At 71.3% G+C, this 19,147-nt stretch carries 18 protein-coding genes and 1 pseudogene; 12 read left to right on the top strand and 7 right to left on the bottom strand.

Translation table 11 applies throughout. From position 1 onward, the window contains the following. Positions 1 to 44 precede the first annotated feature (44 nt). Complete coding sequence (locus GBB76_RS11345) at positions 45 to 500, bottom strand: host attachment protein (protein WP_152303401.1); 456 nt, start codon at positions 498 to 500, stop codon at positions 45 to 47. A gap of 128 nt (positions 501 to 628) precedes the next feature. Further along, on the bottom strand, positions 629 to 1,462 hold the full coding sequence (locus tag GBB76_RS11340) for a YihY/virulence factor BrkB family protein (protein WP_152303400.1): 834 nt from the start codon (positions 1,460 to 1,462) through the stop codon (positions 629 to 631). Between the two features lie 337 nt (positions 1,463 to 1,799). On the opposite strand from GBB76_RS11340, the gene GBB76_RS11335 reads away from it, so the two are divergent. The 3 genes and pseudogenes from GBB76_RS11335 to GBB76_RS11325 all read left to right on the top strand — a co-directional run bounded on the left by GBB76_RS11335 (position 1,800) and on the right by GBB76_RS11325 (position 4,626). Continuing rightward, positions 1,800 to 3,041, top strand: a complete 1,242-nt coding sequence (locus GBB76_RS11335) for a glutamate-5-semialdehyde dehydrogenase (RefSeq protein ID WP_246669119.1) — start codon at positions 1,800 to 1,802, stop codon at positions 3,039 to 3,041. Further along, positions 3,038 to 3,651, top strand: a pseudogene (locus GBB76_RS11330) (nicotinate-nucleotide adenylyltransferase). Before GBB76_RS11335 ends, GBB76_RS11330 begins: the two are co-directional and overlap by 4 nt. Positions 3,652 to 3,714: 63 nt before the next feature. Continuing rightward, complete coding sequence (locus tag GBB76_RS11325) at positions 3,715 to 4,626, top strand: agmatinase (protein WP_152303398.1); 912 nt, start codon at positions 3,715 to 3,717, stop codon at positions 4,624 to 4,626. Between the two features lie 52 nt (positions 4,627 to 4,678). On the opposite strand, the gene GBB76_RS11320 is transcribed toward GBB76_RS11325, so the two are convergent. The 4 genes from GBB76_RS11320 to GBB76_RS11310 form a co-directional block, all read right to left on the bottom strand. Further along, positions 4,679 to 6,844, bottom strand: a complete 2,166-nt coding sequence (locus tag GBB76_RS11320; RefSeq protein ID WP_152303397.1) for a DEAD/DEAH box helicase — start codon at positions 6,842 to 6,844, stop codon at positions 4,679 to 4,681. Between the two features lie 67 nt (positions 6,845 to 6,911). After that, positions 6,912 to 7,088, bottom strand: a complete 177-nt coding sequence (locus GBB76_RS18760; protein WP_202911083.1) for a hypothetical protein — start codon at positions 7,086 to 7,088, stop codon at positions 6,912 to 6,914. Between the two features lie 59 nt (positions 7,089 to 7,147). Then, the gene (locus GBB76_RS11315; protein ID WP_152303396.1) at positions 7,148 to 7,396 is read right to left on the bottom strand and encodes a BrnA antitoxin family protein; all 249 of its coding nucleotides are present in this window, start codon (positions 7,394 to 7,396) and stop codon (positions 7,148 to 7,150) included. A gap of 15 nt (positions 7,397 to 7,411) precedes the next feature. Next, positions 7,412 to 7,714, bottom strand: a complete 303-nt coding sequence (locus tag GBB76_RS11310; RefSeq protein ID WP_152303395.1) for a DUF6481 family protein — start codon at positions 7,712 to 7,714, stop codon at positions 7,412 to 7,414. Between the two features lie 232 nt (positions 7,715 to 7,946). Between GBB76_RS11310 and rsfS the strand changes: the two genes are divergently transcribed. The 9 genes from rsfS (at position 7,947) to GBB76_RS11265 (ending at position 18,296) form a co-directional block, all read left to right on the top strand. After that, the gene (gene rsfS / locus GBB76_RS11305; RefSeq protein WP_152303394.1) at positions 7,947 to 8,360 is read left to right on the top strand and encodes a ribosome silencing factor; all 414 of its coding nucleotides are present in this window, start codon (positions 7,947 to 7,949) and stop codon (positions 8,358 to 8,360) included. 8 nt (positions 8,361 to 8,368) lie between these two features. Further along, a complete protein-coding gene (gene rlmH, locus GBB76_RS11300) occupies positions 8,369 to 8,851 on the top strand; it encodes a 23S rRNA (pseudouridine(1915)-N(3))-methyltransferase RlmH (protein WP_152303393.1) in 483 nt (160 codons plus the stop codon). A gap of 60 nt (positions 8,852 to 8,911) precedes the next feature. Further along, a complete protein-coding gene (locus GBB76_RS11295) occupies positions 8,912 to 10,249 on the top strand; it encodes a murein hydrolase activator EnvC (protein ID WP_152304847.1) in 1,338 nt (445 codons plus the stop codon). Further along, positions 10,246 to 11,595, top strand: coding sequence for a S41 family peptidase (locus GBB76_RS11290; RefSeq protein ID WP_152303392.1), 1,350 nt, complete (start codon positions 10,246 to 10,248; stop codon positions 11,593 to 11,595). Before GBB76_RS11295 ends, GBB76_RS11290 begins: the two co-directional genes overlap by 4 nt. Before the next feature lie 154 nt (positions 11,596 to 11,749). Then, positions 11,750 to 12,190: a hypothetical protein gene (locus GBB76_RS11285; RefSeq protein ID WP_152303391.1), complete on the top strand. Its 441-nt coding sequence runs from the start codon at positions 11,750 to 11,752 to the stop codon at positions 12,188 to 12,190. A 120-nt stretch (positions 12,191 to 12,310) separates the two neighbouring features. Beyond that, positions 12,311 to 12,823 (top strand): RNA pyrophosphohydrolase, encoded by a 513-nt coding sequence (locus GBB76_RS11280; protein ID WP_152303390.1) that lies wholly within the window; start codon positions 12,311 to 12,313, stop codon positions 12,821 to 12,823. Between the two features lie 249 nt (positions 12,824 to 13,072). Continuing rightward, entirely contained in the window at positions 13,073 to 13,825 is a 753-nt protein-coding gene (locus GBB76_RS11275; protein ID WP_152303389.1) for a TetR/AcrR family transcriptional regulator, read from the top strand. Further along, a complete protein-coding gene (locus GBB76_RS11270; RefSeq protein ID WP_152303388.1) occupies positions 13,822 to 15,111 on the top strand; it encodes an efflux RND transporter periplasmic adaptor subunit in 1,290 nt (429 codons plus the stop codon). The genes GBB76_RS11275 and GBB76_RS11270 overlap by 4 nt, the downstream gene beginning before the upstream one ends. Further along, positions 15,111 to 18,296, top strand: coding sequence for an efflux RND transporter permease subunit (locus GBB76_RS11265; RefSeq protein WP_152303387.1), 3,186 nt, complete (start codon positions 15,111 to 15,113; stop codon positions 18,294 to 18,296). Before GBB76_RS11270 ends, GBB76_RS11265 begins: the two co-directional genes overlap by 1 nt. A gap of 140 nt (positions 18,297 to 18,436) precedes the next feature. Here GBB76_RS11265 and GBB76_RS11260 read toward each other — a convergent pair whose 3' ends face one another. Further along, positions 18,437 to 19,114, bottom strand: coding sequence for an LON peptidase substrate-binding domain-containing protein (locus GBB76_RS11260; protein ID WP_152303386.1), 678 nt, complete (start codon positions 19,112 to 19,114; stop codon positions 18,437 to 18,439). Positions 19,115 to 19,147 lie beyond the last annotated feature (33 nt).

The raw sequence follows: 19,147 nt of genomic DNA, 5'->3' as shown, positions 1-19,147 counted from the left end.
AAATTCGCACGACGTTGCAAGGTTGCGCCGGGGGTGGCGCGGGATCAGGCGGCGAGATGCTTTTCGATCTCGTGCACGGGCATCTTCACGAGGTCGCGGTCCACCTCGGCGGCGACCGCCTCGTGCGCCGCCTTGCCGAGCATCGGGCGCAGGGCGCCGAGCGCGCGCGGCGGGGCGACGAGGATCAGCCGGCGCGCCTCGCCGCCCGCCACGGCGGCGTCGAGGCGATGGGCCACCTTGCGCAGGAAGGCGCGCTCGGCCTCGTCGTGCCAGTCGGTCGTCTCGACCGAGGAACGCGCGGCGCTCGCCGATTCGTGCACGCGGCCGGGCGCGTCGGTGCCCTGCTCGCGGGTCGGCGGGTTGTCCTGCTCGTGCACCTCGCGGGTGCGCAGGTTCGGAAACATGGCGTCGCCCTCATTGCGCAGGATCAGCGCCTTGCGCCCGTCGCAGACAACGACCCACGTGCCGGCCTCGATCCTGAGCTTGCTGTTGCTTGTCATTGGGCACCTCCTCGCCGGCAGTCTCCGGCGTCCACGCCATTGCACAGGGCGGACGGGGCGCCCGCCTTGACCCTGGTCAAGCGGGAGACCGGGGCGCGGGTTCCGCCGGCGGGCGGCGCGGCGGCGGTTCAGTAGCGGTTTTCGCGCGCCCGGCGGATCGCGGCGTTGAGTTCGCCGCCGTAAACGAAGATCGAGGCGGTGGTGTAGAGGAAGATCAGGGCGATCATCACCGAGGCGAGGCCGGCATAGGTGGTGACGTAGTTGTTGGCGAATTCGGCGAGATAGCGCCCGAAGGCGGCGCCGGCGGCCAGCCACAGGCCGAGCGTCACCATGATGCCGGGCGCCACCTCGGCCAGCGTGCGCCGGCCGGAGGGCAGCCACATATGCGCCACCACCAGCGCCACGATGAGGATGGCCGAGGTCGCCGCGTAGCGCAGGAAGGTGATGACCCAGCCGAACGGCGCCAGCGCCGGCACCCAGCGCACCGCCGCCAGCCACAGCACCGGGCCGAGCACGACGAGGAAGGACAGCGCCAGCAGCCCGGCGGCGCCGACCACGACATAGCCGATGGATTCGAGGCGCAGCCAGTACCAGGCGCGGCCCTCGCGCACGCCATAGGCGCGGTTGAGCCCGATGCGCAGGCTCTCGATGCCGTTGGAGGAGAAGTAGATCGCCAGCACGACACCGATGGTCAGCACGTCGGTGCGCACCTGGGTCAGCACGTTGCGGATCTCGCGCCCGATCGGCTCGGCCACCTGCGCCGGCCACGCCTCCAGCATGAGCTGCACGGTCTCGTCGGCGAGGTTCCGGAAATCGAAGAACGCCGCCAGCGCGGTGACGAAGATGAGGAAGGGGAACAGCGACATCAGCGCCGACAGCGCGATATGGCTGGAAATCGCCCATCCGTCGTCCTCGACGAAGCGCCAGAAGGCATCCCAGGCGATGTCGAAGGCGCGCAACAAGAGTTCGGGTCTCCTCGCGGCGGCGGATCGGCGGCGTCGCCGCCGCGGGCGGATCGCGGACAGGCTCGCCGTCACATCGGATGCCGGGCGGAAAATGGCAAGCCTTTCCGGTCGCATTGGTAAAACTGCGACCTGCCCCGCGCCGCCCGCCGCCATTTCGTTTTGGCGCGAGGGCGGGCGTCTGTGCTAGACAGGTCGCCCGTTTCAAGACCCCTTTTCGTGACCTGCGAGAGAAGCCATGTCCGCGACCTCTGCCCTGCGCGCCGCCCCCGCCACCGGGAACCTTCCCGGCGCGCCGGTGCCGCGCGGCCCGCAGGGCGAGGACGTGCCGGCGCTGATGCTGGAGATCGGCGCCCGCGCCCGCGCCGCCGCCCGCACGCTGGCGCTGGCCTCCGCGCCGGCCAAGAGCGCCGGGCTGATGGCCGCCGCCGCCGCGATCCGCGCCCATGCCGGCGACATCCTCGCCGCCAATGCGCAAGACGTGGAGGCCGCCACGGCCGCCGGCATGAGCGGCTCCATGCTCGACCGCCTGACCCTGAACGCGGCCCGGCTGGAAGCCACCGCGCGCGGCGTCGAGGAGATCGCCGCGCTGCCCGATCCGGTCGGCAAGGTGACGGAGAGCTGGGAGCGGCCGAACGGCCTTCGGCTGGAGCGCGTGCGCACGCCGCTCGGCGTGGTCGGCGTCATCTATGAGAGCCGGCCCAATGTGACGGCGGATGCCGGCAGCCTGTGCCTGAAGGCGGGCAATGCGGTGATCCTGCGCGGCGGCTCGGACAGCTTCAATTCCTCGCGCGCCATCCATGCCGCCATGGTGGAGGGGCTGGTCTCCGCCGGTCTGCCGGCCGACGCCATCCAGCTCGTGCCCACCCGCGACCGCGCCGCGGTGGGCGAGATGCTCGCCGGGCTCGGCGGCACGGTCGACGTCATCGTGCCGCGTGGGGGAAAAAGCCTCGTGGCCCGGGTGCAGAGCGAGGCGCGGGTGCCGGTCTTCGCGCATCTGGAAGGCATCGTGCACGTCTATGTCGACAAGGGCGCCGATCTCGGCAAGGCGCTGACCATCGTGCGCAACGCCAAGCTGCGCCGCACCAGCGTGTGCGGGGCGGCCGAGACGCTGCTGGTCGATGCCGCCGATGCCGGGCGCCTGCTCGCCCCCCTCGTCACCATGCTGCTCGACGAGGGCTGTGCGGTGCATGGCGATCCGGCGGCGCAGGCGGTCGATCCGCGCGTGACGCCGGCGAGCGAGGAGGACTGGCGCACCGAATATCTCGACGCGGTGATCGCGGTGAAGCTGGTCGACGGGGTGAAGGCCGCCATCGACCATATCGAGACCTATGGCTCGCACCACACCGACGCCATCCTGACCGAGGACGCGGCGGCGGCCGAGACCTTTCTGAACGAGGTCGATTCCGCCATCGTGGTGCACAACGCCTCGACCCAGTTCGCCGATGGCGGCGAATTCGGCTTCGGCGGCGAGATCGGCATCGCGACCGGGCGCATGCATGCGCGCGGGCCGGTGGGCGCCGAGCAGCTCACCTCCTTCAAGTACCGGGTGCGCGGCACCGGCCAGATCCGGCCGTGACCGAGGCGCTGCCGGCCGAGGCGCGCCTTCCGCCGCTGGCGCCGGGCCTGCGCATCGGCCTGTATGGCGGCAGCTTCAACCCGGCCCATGCCGCCCATCGCGCGGTGAGCCTGATGGCGCTGAAGCGCCTCGGGCTCGACCGCGTGTGGTGGCTGGTCACGCCCGGCAACCCGCTGAAGGACAATGGCCGGCTGCCGCCGCTGGCGGTGCGGCTGGCGCAGGCCCGCGCCATTGCCCGCCACCCGGCGCTGGTGCCGACCGGGCTCGAGGCGGGGCTCGGCACGCGCTACAGCTACGACACCGTGGCCGCGCTGGTGCGCCGCTTTCCGCAGGTGCATTTCGTCTGGATCATGGGGGCGGACAACCTCGCCTCCTTCCACCGCTGGCAGCACTGGCAGGCCCTCGCCCGGCTGGTGCCGATCGCCGTGGTGGACCGCGCCGGCTGCACCCTGCCGGCCATGGGCTCGCCGGCCGCCCACGCGCTGGCCCGCTGGCGCCGCCCCGAGCACGAGGCCCCCGCCTCGCCACCCTGCCCCCGCCCGCCTGGGTGTTCCTGCACGGGCTGAAATCGTCGATGTCCTCGACGCAGTTGCGGGCGGCGGGCGGGTAGGGGGGCGTCCATCCCGCCTACCCGCCGCCGAATGTCGGCCACGCACGATAGGAAACCCGGGAAATGACCGCCGCGCCTTCCTTCCTCGGCCTTCCCGATCGCCTCGCCGGTGGCCGCGTGCCCCGCGCGGTGATCTTCGGCGCCGGCCATGGCAGCACCTATCCCGGCAAGGACAGTCGCGGCCATGCCCTGGCCGCCGCCGCCATCCGGGCGGCGAGCCAGGACGATGCCCCGCTGATCGAGCACTGGGATTTCGACCTCGGCGGCCCGCTGTTCGACGGCGGGCCCGTCTCCTGCGTCGACAGCGGCGACGTGCCGACCCGCATGCACGACAATGCCGGCAACCGGGCCCGGATCGAGGAGAGGACGCGCGCGATACTCGCCATGCCGTCCGTGCCGATCCTGCTTGGCGGCGACGATTCCGTGCCCATTCCCTTCTTTGGCGGATTTGCCGGTCACGGTCCGGTCTGGATCCTGCAGATCGACGCCCATATCGACTGGCGCGACGAGGTGAACGGCGAACGCCACGGCTATTCCAGCCCCATGCGCCGGGCGAGCGAGATGGCGCATGTCGCCGGCATCGTGCAGGTCGGCCTGCGCAGCGTCGGCAGCGCAGGCCCGGCCGAAATGGCAGCCGCCCGCCATTATGGCAGCCGCCTCGTGACCGCCCGCGAGGTTCACGCCCGGGGAATCGACGCCGCTCTCCGGCATATTCCCGACGGTGCGCGCGTGGTTGTCACCCTCGATTGCGACGGGCTCGATCCCGGCATCATGCCGGGCGTGGCGGCGCGTACACCCGGCGGCCTCACCTACACGCAGACGATAGACCTGATCGCGGGACTGGGCCGAAAGGCGAGGATCGCGGGCTTCGATCTGGTCGAGCTTTACCCGCCCGCCGACATGGATGGTCTGTCGGCGCTGACCGCCGCGCGCCTTCTCGTCAATGCGATCGGCGCCATCGTCCGGCAGGCCTGAGGCCGCATCGCCTCCGGACGGATGCCAGCCCGCGCCATACGCGCAGGGTGCGTCAGTCGTGGCCGCGTCGCGGCGGCTTTCCGTTGGGCTTGCCCTTCGGCTTGCCCTTGGAGAGTCCCTTGGGCTTTCCCTTGGCTGCGCCGGTGGGGGCTCCCGCAGGCGCACCCTTGGACCCGGCCTTGTGCGCGCCCTTGAATGCGCCCTTTGGCGCCCCCTTGGGCTTGCCCTTGAACTCTCCGGCGGGCGGGCCGGCGGGGGCATCGCGGCGCTCGGCGCGCGCGCCTTCGGGGCGGCGCGGCGTGTCGTCCCGTGTCCGCTCGTAGCGGGGAGCCGGTCGCGCCGGGCGGTCGGGGGCGGGCCGCGCGGCCTCGGGCTGCCGCGTCTCGGGGCGCGTCGGTTCGGGTCGTGTGGTCTCGGGTCGCGTGGTTTCGGGCCTGTCGTCACGCGCCGGCTTGTAGGGAGCCTTGTAGGGCGCCGGCCGCTCGCGGGGCAGCGGGGTCCAGCCCTCGCTGCGCGTCCCGCCGGGCGCGTCCGCGCGCGGGCTGTCCCTGCCGGGCCTGTCGGCACCGGACCGGGCGCCGCCCGGCCGGCTTCCGCCCGACCGGGGCCCGCCCGCCGGGGGCGGGCCTTCCAGCGGCTCGATGAGCGCGCCGGAACTGTCCGGCCGGCCCGCCGCCTTGCTGAAGCGCTCGACGGCGGCGAGGCCGACCTCGAAGGCGGTTTCCTCGTCGAAGATGCGGATGGCGCCGATGTCCCGGCGCGTCACATTCCCGCGCCGGCAGATCAGCGGCAGCAGCCATTTCGGATCGGCATTCTGGCGGCGGCCGATGGTGAGGCGGAACCACGCGCTCTCGCCGGCGGCCACCGGGCCGTCGAACGCGCCCCGGACGGGACGCTCGCGGGCGCTGCGCGGCTCGCCGGGGTCTTCCACCTCTTCCGGGGCCGGCAGGCTGGCCCGGTACATCCGCGCCAGCGCGGCGGCGAGGTGCTCGGCCGAATGCGTGGCGAGCAGCGTGCGGGCGGCGGCGGCATCGTCCTCGCCCGGCGCCTCGGTCAGCAGCGGGTCGACCAGCATGCGCTCATGGTCGAGCGCGCGGATCTCGTCGGCGGTGGGCGGGCCGGACCAGGTCGCGGCGACGCCGAGGCCGGCCAGCAGGTCCTGCGCCCGGCGGCGGCGGGCGGGCGGGACCAGCAGCACGCTGATGCCCTTGCGGCCGGCGCGCCCGGTGCGGCCGCTGCGGTGCTGGAGGCTTTCGGCATCGTTCGGCAGCTCGGCATGGATGACGAGGCCGAGGCTCGGCAGGTCGATGCCGCGTGCGGCGACGTCGGTGGCGACGCAGACCCGCGCGCGGCCGTCGCGCAGCGACTGGAGCGCGAGGTTGCGCTCGTTCTGGCTGAGCTCGCCCGACAGGGCGACGGCGGAGAACTGGCGCTCCTGCAGCATGGCGTGCAGGTGGCGCACCGCCTCGCGCGTGTTGCAGAACACGATGGCGCTCGGCGCGTCGTAGAAGCGGAGCACGTTGATCGCGACGTGCTCCATCTGCTTCGGCGCGATGCGCAGGGCGCGATATTCGATGTCGGCGTGCCCGCCTTCCGCACCGGTGATGTCGATGCGCAGCGCGTCCCGCTGGTAGCGCTTGGCGAGCGCGCTGATGCCGCGCGGCAGGGTGGCCGAGAATAGCAGGCTGCGCCGCTCGGCGGGCGTGGCGTTGAGGATGAATTCGAGATCCTCGCGGAAGCCGAGGTCCAGCATCTCGTCGGCTTCGTCCAGCACCACCACCCGCACCGCGGAGATGTCGAGCCGGCCGCGCTCCAGATGGTCGCGCAGACGCCCGGGCGTGCCGACGACGATATGGGCGCCCTGATTGAGAAGGCGCTGCTCCTGGCGCGGGTCCATGCCGCCGACGCAGGCGACGATGCGGGCGTCGGTCGCCGTGTAGAGCCACGCGAATTCGCGCTGCACCTGCAAGGCGAGCTCGCGGGTAGGGGCGACCACGAGGGCCTGCGGCGCGGCGGCCGGCCCGAAGCGCTCATCGGTGCCGAGCAGGGTTTCCGCCATGGCGAGGCCATAAGCCACGGTCTTGCCGGAGCCGGTCTGCGCCGACACCAGCAGGTCGCGCCCGGCCGTCTCCGGCGCCAGCACGGCCAGCTGCACCGGGGTCGGGTCGTTGTAGTCGCGCTCGGCAAGGGCGCGCCCGAGTGCCGGATTCGTGGTCATGAAGGGCACGGCTGGCTCCGCCTCTCTGCGATGTCGTCAGGTGTCGAACGGGACGCCGGCCGCCGCGCTATCGCTTGCGCTGATCGTCGATCAGCGTCTCGATGGCGCCGATGGCCACCTCGATGTCGGCGATCTTGCGCAGGGTGTTGTTCGACGGCACGGCGCCGCTTTCCGCCGCCGCAATGATGAGTTCACGCTGCGCGGACAGCAACTGCGCACGCAGGGCCTCGAGTCTGGAGATCATGGCTACTCCCTGCCGGGGCTTCCGGCGGAAAACCCTTCAGGCGGGCCCGCCTGAAGGCTCTACAGGCCGGCCGCCTTGCGGAGGGCGGCGTTGATCCGATCCTGCCAGCCGGGGCCTTCCTCCTGGAAATGCTCCAGCACGTCGCGGTCGAGCCGGAGGGAGACCGTCTCCCTGGCATTGGGCAGCGACGGCGCCTTCGCCGGCCCGGCGGCGGGCGCCTCCGGCGGCTTCGTCGTGGCGCTCTTGAAGGCCGCCTCGGCAGCGTCGCGGGCCGAACCGGAAAAACGGCGAGTGGGAGGACGGCTCATCGGTGCAACCCGCTGCTATTGGCCGGTGCGGCGTTTTCTCGCCGCATACCGCGCATCGCGCTTCGCCTTCGCCGCGTCCTGGTCCGCCGTGATCTGGGCGAGAGCCGCTTCCTCGCGGGCGCTGGCCTCTGCCGCTTCGGCCTCCCGGCGCGCGGCGTGGCGCGCGGTGCGGGCTTCGTCGATGGCCTTGCGCTCCGCCGCTCGCTCGAGCGTGGCGGGGTCGTCGGCGCCGGGGCGCGCGGCCAGCCGGGCGACCATGCGCGCCTTCGCGGCAGCGGCGGTCTTCTGGCGATCCTGATAGGTGTCGGTGATTTTCATCCGAGCGGTCTAGCGGACGGCGGCGCCGCGTGCAATCAGAACGGTTGGGCCGTGCCCGCGACCGGCCTGCGGCGCGGCGGCGCGTCTCTCTCGCCCCGGCCCGCAGCCTTCCTCCCATCCCCGGTTGAAAAACACCCCCCTTCCGCACTATCTTAAACAGGCATGAACGGCGTGGAGCCTCCCCGCCGTTTCCGTTGCCGTACTGACGAGAGGATCCGGACCCCTGTCCATCATGGCGCTCGCAGCAGCCGCCTCCAGCCCGGCGACTGCGCCTGTCTCCGAAACGTCTTTCGACGCCGAGGAGATTCTTGCCCTCGTTCTGGCCCGTCTCGAAGACGACAAGGCCGAGGACGTCGTTTCCATCGAACTGCGCGGCAAGACGACCATTGCCGATTACATGGTCGTCGCCTCCGGCCGCTCCCAGCGCCATGTCGGCGCCATCGCCGAGCACCTCGCCGAGGCGCTCAAGGCGCGTGGCGTCAAGGGTGTGCGCATGGAAGGCATGCCGGCCTGCGACTGGGTGCTGATCGATGCCAGCGACGTCATCGTCCACGTCTTCCAGCCGGAAGTGCGCGGGTTCTACAACATCGAGAAGATGTGGTCGGCCGCCGTTCCCGGTGGTCCGTCCAAGCTGACGCGCGGCTAGGCGCCGCCTTGCGGCTGGTAATCGTTGCCGTGGGCCGGCTGAAGGCCGGGCCCGAGAGGGAGCTTTGCGCGCGCTATCTCGACCGCGCGGGCAAGGGAGGAAGGTCGCTGGGCCTTTCCGGCCCCGACGTGATCGAGATTTCCGAAAGTGCCGCGCGCCGGCCTGAAGACCGCATGAGCGAGGAAGGCACGGGGCTGATCGGCGCGCTGCCCGAGGCGGGCGCCGTGATCGCGCTCGACCCGCGCGGGCGGGAGATGTCGAGCGAGGAGATCGCCGCCGACATCGCCGCGCTGCGCGACCGTGGCGTGCGGGCGCTGAGTTTCCTGATCGGCGGTGCCGACGGGCTGAGCGAGGCCGCGCGCGGCCGGGCGGACCGTCTCGTCGCCTTCGGGCGCGCCACCTTTCCGCACCAGCTCGTCCGCGTCATGATGGCCGAGCAGATCTACCGCGCGACGACCATCCTCGCCGGCCACCCCTACCACAAGGCCTGAGGGCGGGCGGCGCCGGCTGCGCTAACTCAGGCTTAACCCGGTTCGCCCTCTCCTGTGCCGATGCCCGCTCGCCGCACCCCCACTTCCGCGCCTCGCCCGGTCTGCCGCGCCGGGGCGCTCGCCGTCGCGGCCCTGGCGGGGCTGCTCGCGGCGGTGCCGGTGCGGGCGCAGGACAGCCCGGCCCCGGCGGGCGCCGCCCCGGACCGCCCCACCCAGAAGCAGCGCATCGAGCGCATCGACGCCGAGCTGCGTGATTCCACCGCCGCCCAGCAGCAGCTCGTGCGCGAGATCGAGGCGCTGAAGGGCGACCGCGCCAAGCTCAACACGGCGCTGCTGGAGACGGCCATCCGGGTGCGCGAGACCGAGGGCAAGCTCGACGCCAGCGAGCAGCGCCTTCTCCAGCTCGGCCGCGAGGAGGCCGACATCCGCGAATCGCTGGAGGCCCGCCGCAAGGTGCTGGCCGAGGTGCTGGGCGGGCTGGTGCGGCTCGGCCGCCGCCCGCCGCCGGCGCTGATGGTGCGCCCGGACGACGCGCTGCAATCGGTGCGCTCGGCCATGCTGCTCGGCGCGGTGCTGCCCGAGCTGAAGGCGGAGACCGACCTGCTGGCCAGCGAGCTCACCGCGCAGGAGCGCGTGCGGCAGGAAACCGCCCGCGAGCGCGACGCTCTCGCAGATTTGAAGCTGTCCCTTGCCGAGGAGCGCCGGCGCACCGCCGCGCTCGTCGAGGAGAAGAAGAAGTCGCTCGACCAGGGCGAGGCGGCGCTCGCCAGCGAGAAGAGCCGCGCCGCCACGCTCGCCGCCGAGGCGGGCAATGTGCGCGAGCTGATGCAGCGCATGGAGACCGAGATCGCGGCCACCCGCAAGGCGGCCCAGGAGGCGGCGCAAACCCCCGCCGATCAAGGCGCTGCGGCCAAGCTGGCGGCGCTGCAGAACCCCGGCCGGCTCACCCCCGGCATGCCGTTCGACGAGGCGAAGGGCCTGCTGCCGCTGCCGGTCGGCGGCGCCGTGCTGAAGGCGTTCGGCACCGAGGACAGCTACGGCGGGCAGGAGAAGGGCGTGTCGTTCGGCACGCGGATCGAGGCGCAGGTGGCCTCGCCGACCGACGGCTGGGTGGTCTATGCCGGCCCGTTCCGCTCCTATGGCCAACTATTGATCATCAATGCCGGCGGCGGATACCATATTCTTTTGGCGGGGATGGATAAGATAACCGTAGAACTGGGTCAGTTCGTGCTGTCCGGCGAGCCGGTCGCGGTCATGGGGCGCGGACCGCAGCTTGTTTCGTCGGCCAGCCTTGGAACCGCCCAACCCATTCTTTACGTCGAGTTCCGCAAGGATGGAATCTCGATCGATCCAGCGCCATGGTGGGCGACGAGCGAAAGCGAGAAGGTACGCGGATGATGCGTAGGACGTCAGTATTTCTCTTCGGTGCGGCGGCCGGCGCCCTTATCGCGGTCGGTGCCACCCAGCCGCGGCTGCTGCTCCAGCCGACCCAGGCGGTCGCGGCCGCCTCCGATACTTATCGTCAGCTGAACCTGTTCGGCGACGTGTTCGAGCGCGTGCGCGCCGACTATGTCGAGAAGCCGGACGACGCCAAGCTGGTCGAGGCGGCCATCAACGGCATGCTCTCCTCGCTCGACCCGCACTCGACCTACATGGACGCGAAAGACTTCCGCGACATGCAGGTGCAGACGCGCGGCCAGTTCGGCGGCCTCGGCATCGAGGTGACGATGGAGGACGGCCTCGTGAAGGTCGTCGCCCCGATCGACGACACCCCGGCCGCCAAGGCGGGCGTGCAGGCCGGCGATCTCATCGCCAAGCTCGACGGCGAGGAAGTGAAGGGCCTGACCCTGAACCAGGCCGTCGACAAGATGCGCGGCGCGGTCGCTACCCCGATCAAGCTGACCATCATCCGCAAGGGCCAGGACAAGCCGCTCGAGCTCACGCTCACGCGCGACATCATCAACATCAAGTCGGTGCGCTCGCGCGTCGAGGCGGACGACATCGGCTATATCCGCATCACCTCGTTCAGCGAGCAGACCGGCGACAGCCTGAAGAAGGCCATCGCCGACCTGACCAAGCAGATCGGCGAGGACAAGCTCAAGGGCTTCATCATCGACCTGCGCAACAATCCGGGCGGGCTGCTCGATCAGGCGATCGACGTCTCCGACGCCTTCCTCGATCGCGGCGAGATCGTCTCCACCCGCGGGCGCAATGCCGAGGAAACCGAGCGCCGCAACGCGCGCCCGGGCGACCTCGCCAAGGGCAAGCCGGTGATCGTGCTGGTCAATGGCGGCTCCGCCTCGGCCTCGGAGATCGTGGCCGGCGCGCTGCAGGACCACAAGCGCGCGACCATTCTCGGTTCGCTCTCCTTCGGCAAGGGCTCGGTGCAGACGGTGATTCCGGTTTCCGGCAACGCCGCGATCAAGCTGACCACGGCGCGCTACTACACGCCGTCGGGCCGCTCGATCCAGGCCAAGGGCATCCAGCCGGACATCGAGCTGGTGCAGGACGTGCCGCAGGACGTCAAGGAGAAGGCCGAGGCGGCCGGTGTCGAGACGACGCGCGGCGAGGCTTCGCTCAAGGGCCACCTGAAGAATGGCGAGGACGAGCAGACCGGTTCGCCGGCCTATGTCCCGCCGGACCCGAAGGACGACACCCAACTCAAGCTGGCCATCGACCTGATCCAGGGCGTGCAGAAGAACGCCGCCTATCCGGCCGACCCCAAGGCTGCGGTCCCGAACTGACCGCGACCTGAGACCGCCCGCCGGCGCCCCGCCGGCCGGCCCCGACGCAACGGACCCCGCTCTTTCCCGAGAGCGGGGTCTCGTTTTTTCAGCGCCCCGTCATGTGCCTGATTCTGCCCCGCTTCTGCCTTGGTCGGCGCCGACAAAGGTCGCCATGAACAGTTCGACATCGCCTCGCGCCGTGCCTGCCCCGACCTCTCCGGCGGCCTCCCCTCCGGGGGCGGCGGCGGTCCAGACCCTGCCGGGGCACGATGCCGGCAGGGACAGCGCGCGGCACTATGCGGCGGTGGGCATTTTCGCTCTGGCGGGGCTCGCCATGGTGGGCGTCGTCGTCGGCGCCTATGCCTTCCGTCCCGCCGACGCGCCCGCGCCGACGGGGAGCCTGTTCGGCCTTGATGCCGGCAATCTCCTGCCGACCGGCGTGGCGGCGGACGCGCCCATGCTGCGCCCGGGCTTCGAGGCCGAGCGCCGCGACGCCATCACCGTCTTCGACGCCTCGACCGGGCAGCGCGAGATCGTCGGCGCCCCGGCCGAACTCGACACGGCCGACGCGGCGGCCTTTTCCGGCGACGAGGCCACTCCGCTCGCCCGCTGAGGACGGCGCGGCCAATGCCCCTCGCGCGCCCTACGCGCGGGCGTCATCTTCGCCTATCATGATGGCGGCCCCCGCCACCGCGTCCCGCGTTTCCCGCCGCTCCTTTCCGCCGGTTTCCGCATGATCCCCTTCGACCAGCTTCCCTATCGCCCCTGCGTCGGGGTGGTGCTCGTCAATCGCGACGGGCTCGTCTTCATTGGCCAGCGTACCGGCGGCGCCGAGCATGTCGACGCGCATCATTCCTGGCAGATGCCGCAGGGCGGCATCGACGAAGGCGAGAGCCCGGAGGAAGCGGCGCTGCGCGAACTCTATGAGGAGACCAGCGTTTCCTCGGTGGAGCCGCTGGCGGTGGCGCCGGACTGGTTCGCCTACGACCTGCCGGAGCCGATCGCCCGCGAGGCCTGGAAGGGCCGCTATCGCGGCCAGAAGCAGAAATGGGTGGCGCTGCGCTTCACCGGCGACGATGCCGAGATCGACGTGCGCCATCCCGGCGGCGGCCGGCACAAGCCGGAATTCACCGGCTGGCGCTGGGAGCATCTGGAGCGCACGCCCGAGCTGATCATCCCGTTCAAGCGGTCGGTCTATGACCGCGTGGTGGCGCAGTTCCTGCCGCTGGTGGCGCGCGCCGGCTAGCCGTTGCGGGCGCGCGAGCGCGGCCGGCCTCTTAATCATAATCCGATCCGGCAGACCCTTTCCGGGCCCGGCGGGTTATGCTGCACCCGCTCGGCGCGGCCTGCCGCCGCGCGGTGCCGCCGCCGGCGAAAGGCCGTGCCGAGGGCCTTCCGGGGCCGGACTCCAGAATGCGAACGAACGTTCGTTCTTGACTCGACCCGGGCCGCCGACATAAATGCGAACGAACGTTCGCTCTTTTCGGGAATCCGCATGACCGTCACCGCCAAGCGCCCGAGCCGCGCCGCGCCGTCCACCGGAACCGGCACTGGGCCGGGCCGTCCGCGCGCGGCCGCCGCCGCGCCCGCGCCGCGGTCCGCCTCCCGGCCCGACCCGCGCCGCCGCGTGCTGGATGCCGCCGTCGCCTGCTTCACCCGTTCCGGCTTCCACGGCTCCTCGATGCACGAGATCTGCGCCGAGGCCGGCATGAGCCCCGGCGCGCTCTACCGCTACTTCCCTTCCAAGGAGGCGATCATCATCGCCATCGTGGAGGAAGAGCGCGCGGTGCGGGTGAGCTGCATCGAACTCCTTGAAAGTGCGCCGAGTTTCGTCGAGGGCCTTGCCCGGATGGGGCAGGCGCTGTTCTCGGGCGAGACGCAGATGGTGTGCCTGGCGCTCGGCCCGGAGATCTTCGCGGAGGCCGCGCGCAACCCGGCGCTGAAGCCGACCTTCGACGCCGTCGAGGACGAGATGAACGTGGCGATCCGCAGGCTGCTCGTCGCTGCGCAGGAGCGCGGCGAGATCGACGCCTCCATCGACCCCGACATCGCCATGCTGCTGATCAACGCCATCGGCGACGGGCTGGTGCTGCGCAACAATTTCGAGCCCGACCTGCCGCTCGACCGCATGATGCCGGCGCTGGCCGCGTTGATCGGGCGCATGCTCGCGCCCGCTGGTGTACCCGCTGGCGTACCCGCCACCACGCCTGCCTTTTCGCCCGCCCCGCCTTCGGACATCGCGTCATGATCCCTTCTTCCGGCACTCCCGAACCCGGCACCGGCCGGGCGCCCTCCTTCCGCGGCCGCATTGCGCTCGCGCTCGCCATGACCGTGATCGTGGTGGGCGTGGCCGGCTATGCCTTCCGCGACCGCATCGCTGGCGGGCTCAGCCTCGCCGAGCCGGCGCAGGCCGACGTCGCCGCGCCGGAGCCGGCGAAGGTGCGCGGCATCACCATCTCCGTGGTGCCCGCCGCCACGCGCGAGGTGATCGAGACGCTGGCCGTCACCGGCACGCTGGTGCCGCGTGAGGAGATCATGGTCGGGCCGCAGATCGACGGCTACCAGATCACCGATATACTGGTGGAGGAGGGCGACCGGGTCGAGAAGGGCCAGGTGCTCGCCCGCCTGTCGCGCGACACGCTGGAGACGCTGCTCGCCCAGAACACCGCCAACGCCGCCAAGGCGCAGGCCGCCATCGCCCAGCAGAAGGCGCAGCTCCAGCAGATGCTGGCCCAGCGCACCGAAGCCGAGGCGGCGGTGGAGCGCGCCCGCACCCTGATCAAGACCGGTGCCACCTCGCAGGAAGTGCTCGACCAGCGCGAGCGCGCGGTGAAGGTGACGTCCGCCCAGGTGACGGCGGCCGAGGAGATGGTGACGGCGGCCGAAGCCGAGGCGGCGCAGATCCGCGCCAACCGCGACGAGATCGACGTCCGCCTCGCCCGCACCGACATAAAGGCGCCGGAAGCGGGCATCGTGTCGGCGCGCTCGGCCCGCATCGGCGCCATCGTGCTCTCTTCCCATGCCGAGCCGCTGTTCCGCATCGTGAAGGACGGCGCCATCGACCTCGACGCCGAGGTGCCGGAATCGGCGCTGACGCGGGTGACGCCCGGCCTGCCGGTGGCGGTGACGCCTGCCGGGTTCGAAGCCCCGCTCGCCGGCTCGGTGCGCCTCGTCGGCGCCAAGGTGGATGCGACGACCCGCCTTGCCCGCGTCGCCGTGGCCCTGCCCGAGGACCCGCGCCTGCGCCCCGGCGCCTATGGCCGCGGCACCATCGAGATCGCCCGCCATCAGGGCATCGCCCTGCCGCAGTCGGCGGTCCAGTTCAGCCCCGAGGGGACTTTCGTGCTGGTGGTTGAGGACGAGACCGTCCACCTGCGGCCGGTGAAGACCGGCCTGCGCGGCGAGGGTTTCATCGAGATCCGCGAGGGCGTGAAGGAGGGCGATGCCGTGGTCGCCCGCGCCGGCGGGTTCCTGCGCGAGGGCGACCGGGTGAACCCGGTGCCGCTCGCGCCCGCGACGGGGGACGGCGCGTAATGGCCCTTAACATCTCCGCCTGGGCGATCCGCAAGCCGGTGCCCTCCATCGTGCTGTTCGTGGTGCTGACCGCCATCGGCCTCTACACCTTCGACCAGCTGCCGATCACGCGCATGCCGAATATCGACGTGCCCATCGTCTCCGTCACCATCACCCAGCCCGGCGCCGCGCCGAGCGAGCTGGAGGCGCAGGTGACCAAGCGCGTGGAGACCTCGGTCGCCGGCGTGCAGGGCGTCAAGCACATCACCTCGACCATCACCGAGGGCACGTCCCTCACCGTTGTCGAGTTCCAGCTCGAGACGCAGGTCGACCGCGCCGTCAACGACGTGCGCGACGCCGTAACCAAGATCCGCACCGAGCTGCCGCAGGATATTCAGGAGCCGCTGATCCAGCGCGTCGACGTCGAGGGCATGGCCATCGTGACCTATGCCGCCTCGGCACCGGCCATGACGCCGGAGGAGCTGTCCTGGTTCGTCGACGACACGGTGATCCGCGCCCTTCAGGGCGTGCGCGGCGTGGCGCAGGTCAAGCGCGAGGGCGGCGTCGAGCGCGAGATCCGCATCTCGCTCGATCCCGACAAGCTCGCCGCGCTCGGCGTGACGGCAGCGGACGTCAACCGCCAGCTCGCCGCCACCAATGTCGATCTGGCCGGCGGGCGCGGCGAAATCGGCACGCAGGAGCAATCCGTCCGCACGCTCGGCGGCGCGACCACGGTGGCCGACCTCGCCGAAACCCGCATCGCCCTGCCGGGCGGACGTCACGTGCGCCTCGCCGATCTCGGCTCGGTGACCGACGGCGCGGCCGAGCCGCGGATCTTCGCCCGGCTCGACGGCAAGCCGGTGGTGGCCTTCGGCGTCTACCGCGCCAAGGGCTTCTCCGATGTCGTGGTGGCCGAGCGGGCCGACGAGGCGCTGCGCGCGCTGGAAGCGCGCCATCCCGAGGTCGACATCACGCTGATCGACTCGACGGTGAAATACACCCAGGCCGATTACCGCTCGGCCATGCACACCCTCATCGAGGGCGCGCTGCTGGCGGTCATCGTGGTCATGCTGTTCCTGCGCGACTGGCGCGCCACCATCATCACCGCGACGGCCATTCCGCTCTCCATCCTGCCGACCTTCTGGGTCATGGACCTGCTCGGCTTCTCGCTGAACGGGGTGAGCCTGCTGGCGGTGACGCTGGTCACCGGCATCCTCGTCGACGACGCCATCGTCGAGATCGAGAACATCGTGCGGCACATGCGGCTGGGCAAGTCGGCCTATCGCGCGGCCGTCGACGCCGCCGACGAGATCGGCCTCGCCGTGGTGGCGACCACGCTGACCATCGTCGCGGTGTTCCTGCCCGTCAGCTTCATGGGCGGCATTGCCGGCCAGTATTTCCGCCAGTTCGGCATCACGGTGGCCGTGGCGGTGCTGTTCTCGCTGCTGGTGGCGCGCCTGCTGACGCCCATGCTGGCCGCCTATTTCCTGCGCGACCACGGTCATCGTGAGACGCCGGACGGCGCGCTGATGCGGCTTTACATCGGGCTGCTGCGCCGCTCGGTTCGTCACCGCTTCCTCACCGTGGCGGCGGGCATCCTGCTGTTCATGGGCTCGATGTGGCTCTCCACCCTGTTGCCGTCCGGCTTCATCCCCAATTCCGACGTGTCGCGTTCTGTACTGGCGCTGGAACTGCCGCCGGGCGCCACGCTGGACACCACGCGCCGGGTCGTCGACGAGGTGTCGGCGAAGCTGAAGGCGCAGCCGGAAGTGGCCAGCGTGTTCGCCACCGCCGGCTCGGGCTCGACCGGCGGGCCGGTCAACGGGGCCGGCGAGGTGCGCAAGGCCACCATCATCGTCAATCTCGTTCCGCGCGGCGAGCGCAAGGAGACCCAGAAGCAGTTCGAGATGCGCATGCGTGAGGCGGTCGCCGAGATCCCCGACCTGCGCTTCAATTTCGGCGCCTCGGGCGGCGCCGGCCCGGGCGGGCGCGAGTTCACGCTCATCCTCTCCGGTTCGGACGGCGCGGTGGTGGAGAAGACGGCGTTGGAACTGGAGCGGGAGATCCGCTCCAGCGTGAAGGGCCTGTCGAATGTGCAGACCTCCGCCGCGCTGGAGCGGCCGGAACTGCGCGTCGTGCCCAAGCTCGCCGAAGCCGCCGAACTCGGCGTCTCAGTCGCCGACATCGCGCAGACCGTGCGCATCGCCACCATTGGCGACGTGTCGCAGAACCTCGCCAAATTCTCCGCCGGCGACCGGCAGGTGCCGATCCGCGTGCAGCTCGACGAGACGGCGCGCGCCCGGCTCTCGACCTTCGAGACGCTGAAGGTCCGCACGGCGGCGGGCACCGCGGTGCCGCTCTCGGCCGTGGCCGATCTCTCCTTCGGCACCGGCCCTTCCAGCCTCGACCGCTACGACCGCGCCCGGCGCGTCGCCATCGAGGCGGATCTGGCGGGCAACACCCAGCTCGGCGAGGCGCTGGCCGAGGTCTACGCGCTGCCTGTCGCGAAGAACCTGCCGGCCGGCGTGATGCTGAAGGAGACCGGCGACGCCGAGATCATGGGCGAGGTGTTCGGCGGCTTCGCCACCGCCATGGGCGCCGGCGTCCTGATGGTTCTGGCGGTGCTGGTGCTGCTGTTCGCCAATGTGCTGCAGCCGATCACCATCCTCATCGCCCTGCCGCTCTCGGTCGGCGGCGCCTTCATCGCGCTGCTGCTCACCAACAATGCGATGACGCTGCCGGTGGTCATCGGCTTCCTGATGCTGATGGGCATCGTGACCAAGAACGCGATCCTGCTGGTCGACTTCGCTATCGAGGCGGTGCATGCGGGCGTGGACCGCACCACCGCGCTGATCGAGGCCGGCCGCAAGCGGGCCCAGCCCATCGTAATGACCACCATCGCCATGGCGGCGGGCATGATGCCCTCCGCCCTCGGCCTCGGCGAAGGCGGCGACTTCCGCTCGCCGATGGCGATCGCGGTGATCGGCGGCCTGATCGCCTCGACGGTGCTGTCGCTGGTGTTCGTGCCGGCGGTGTTCACGCTGATGGACGATCTCGGCCGGCTGTTCGCCCACCTGTTCGGGCGCTTCGTCGGCGCCCGCGACGAGCCGGACGAGCACGCTCCCGCGCCGGTGCTGCCGACCGTGCACGCCATGCCGCACCCCGGCCAGCACGCCGGCCCGCGCCCGCCCATCGCGGCGGAATAGAGGGCGGCGGTACAGGCCGGCTCCGATCCTTCCCGGCGTGCCGGGGAGGAAAGGGCGAGGGATGCGACGCCAACCGCCCCCCGGCGCCGCGTCCCTCGTCCGCCTTTTTCGAACCGGCCGGCCTCCTCGCGAGCGGGTGGCTATTGCAGCGAGCCGTCGCCCTCGCCGCCGGTGCGGGCCATCGACATCTGCGTGACCGCGATCAGCATCTCGGCGCGGGCGGCCAGGCTGCCGGCCTCCAGCAGCGCCTGCTTCTCGCGCGGGCCGAAGGGCGACATCATGGCCAGCGCATTGACCAGCGCCTCGTTGGGCGCGTCCTTGATGCTCTCCCAGTCCGCGTCGAGCTGGTTGGCGTCGAGATAGGCGGCGAGCGTGCGCAGCAGCGTGCCCCGGTCCACCGCGTCGGCGCCGAGATTGGGCGTGAAGTCGCCGCGGAACGGCTCGTAGTCGACGTGGGCCTGCCGGAACGGCGTGCCGGAATCGACCTCCGCCACGACGCGGAAACGCACGACGCCGCTGAGATTCATCAGGTAGCGCCCGTCGCCGCTCTCGGCGATCTCGGTGATGCGGCCGACGCAACCGACCTGCACGATCTCCGGCGCTCCGGGCACGGCGAGGGGCGGCTGGACCGGCGCCGTCTGGATGATGCCGATCAGGCGGTGGCCCGCCAGCGCCGCATCCACCATGGTGAGATAGCGCGGCTCGAAGACGTTGAGCGGAAGCTGGCAGCGCGGCAGCAGCAGCGCCCCCTCCAGCGGGAACAGCGGGATGATCGGCGCCAGCTCGGACGGATCTTTGTAGGGGCGGTTGATCGCCATTGACGTTCCTTGCGGCGCGTGCCGCTGGGCTTG

It is taken from the genome of Ancylobacter sp. TS-1, from assembly GCF_009223885.1.
GTDB lineage: Bacteria > Pseudomonadota > Alphaproteobacteria > Rhizobiales > Xanthobacteraceae > Ancylobacter.
This window is presented reverse-complemented; position numbering and strand designations above follow the sequence as displayed.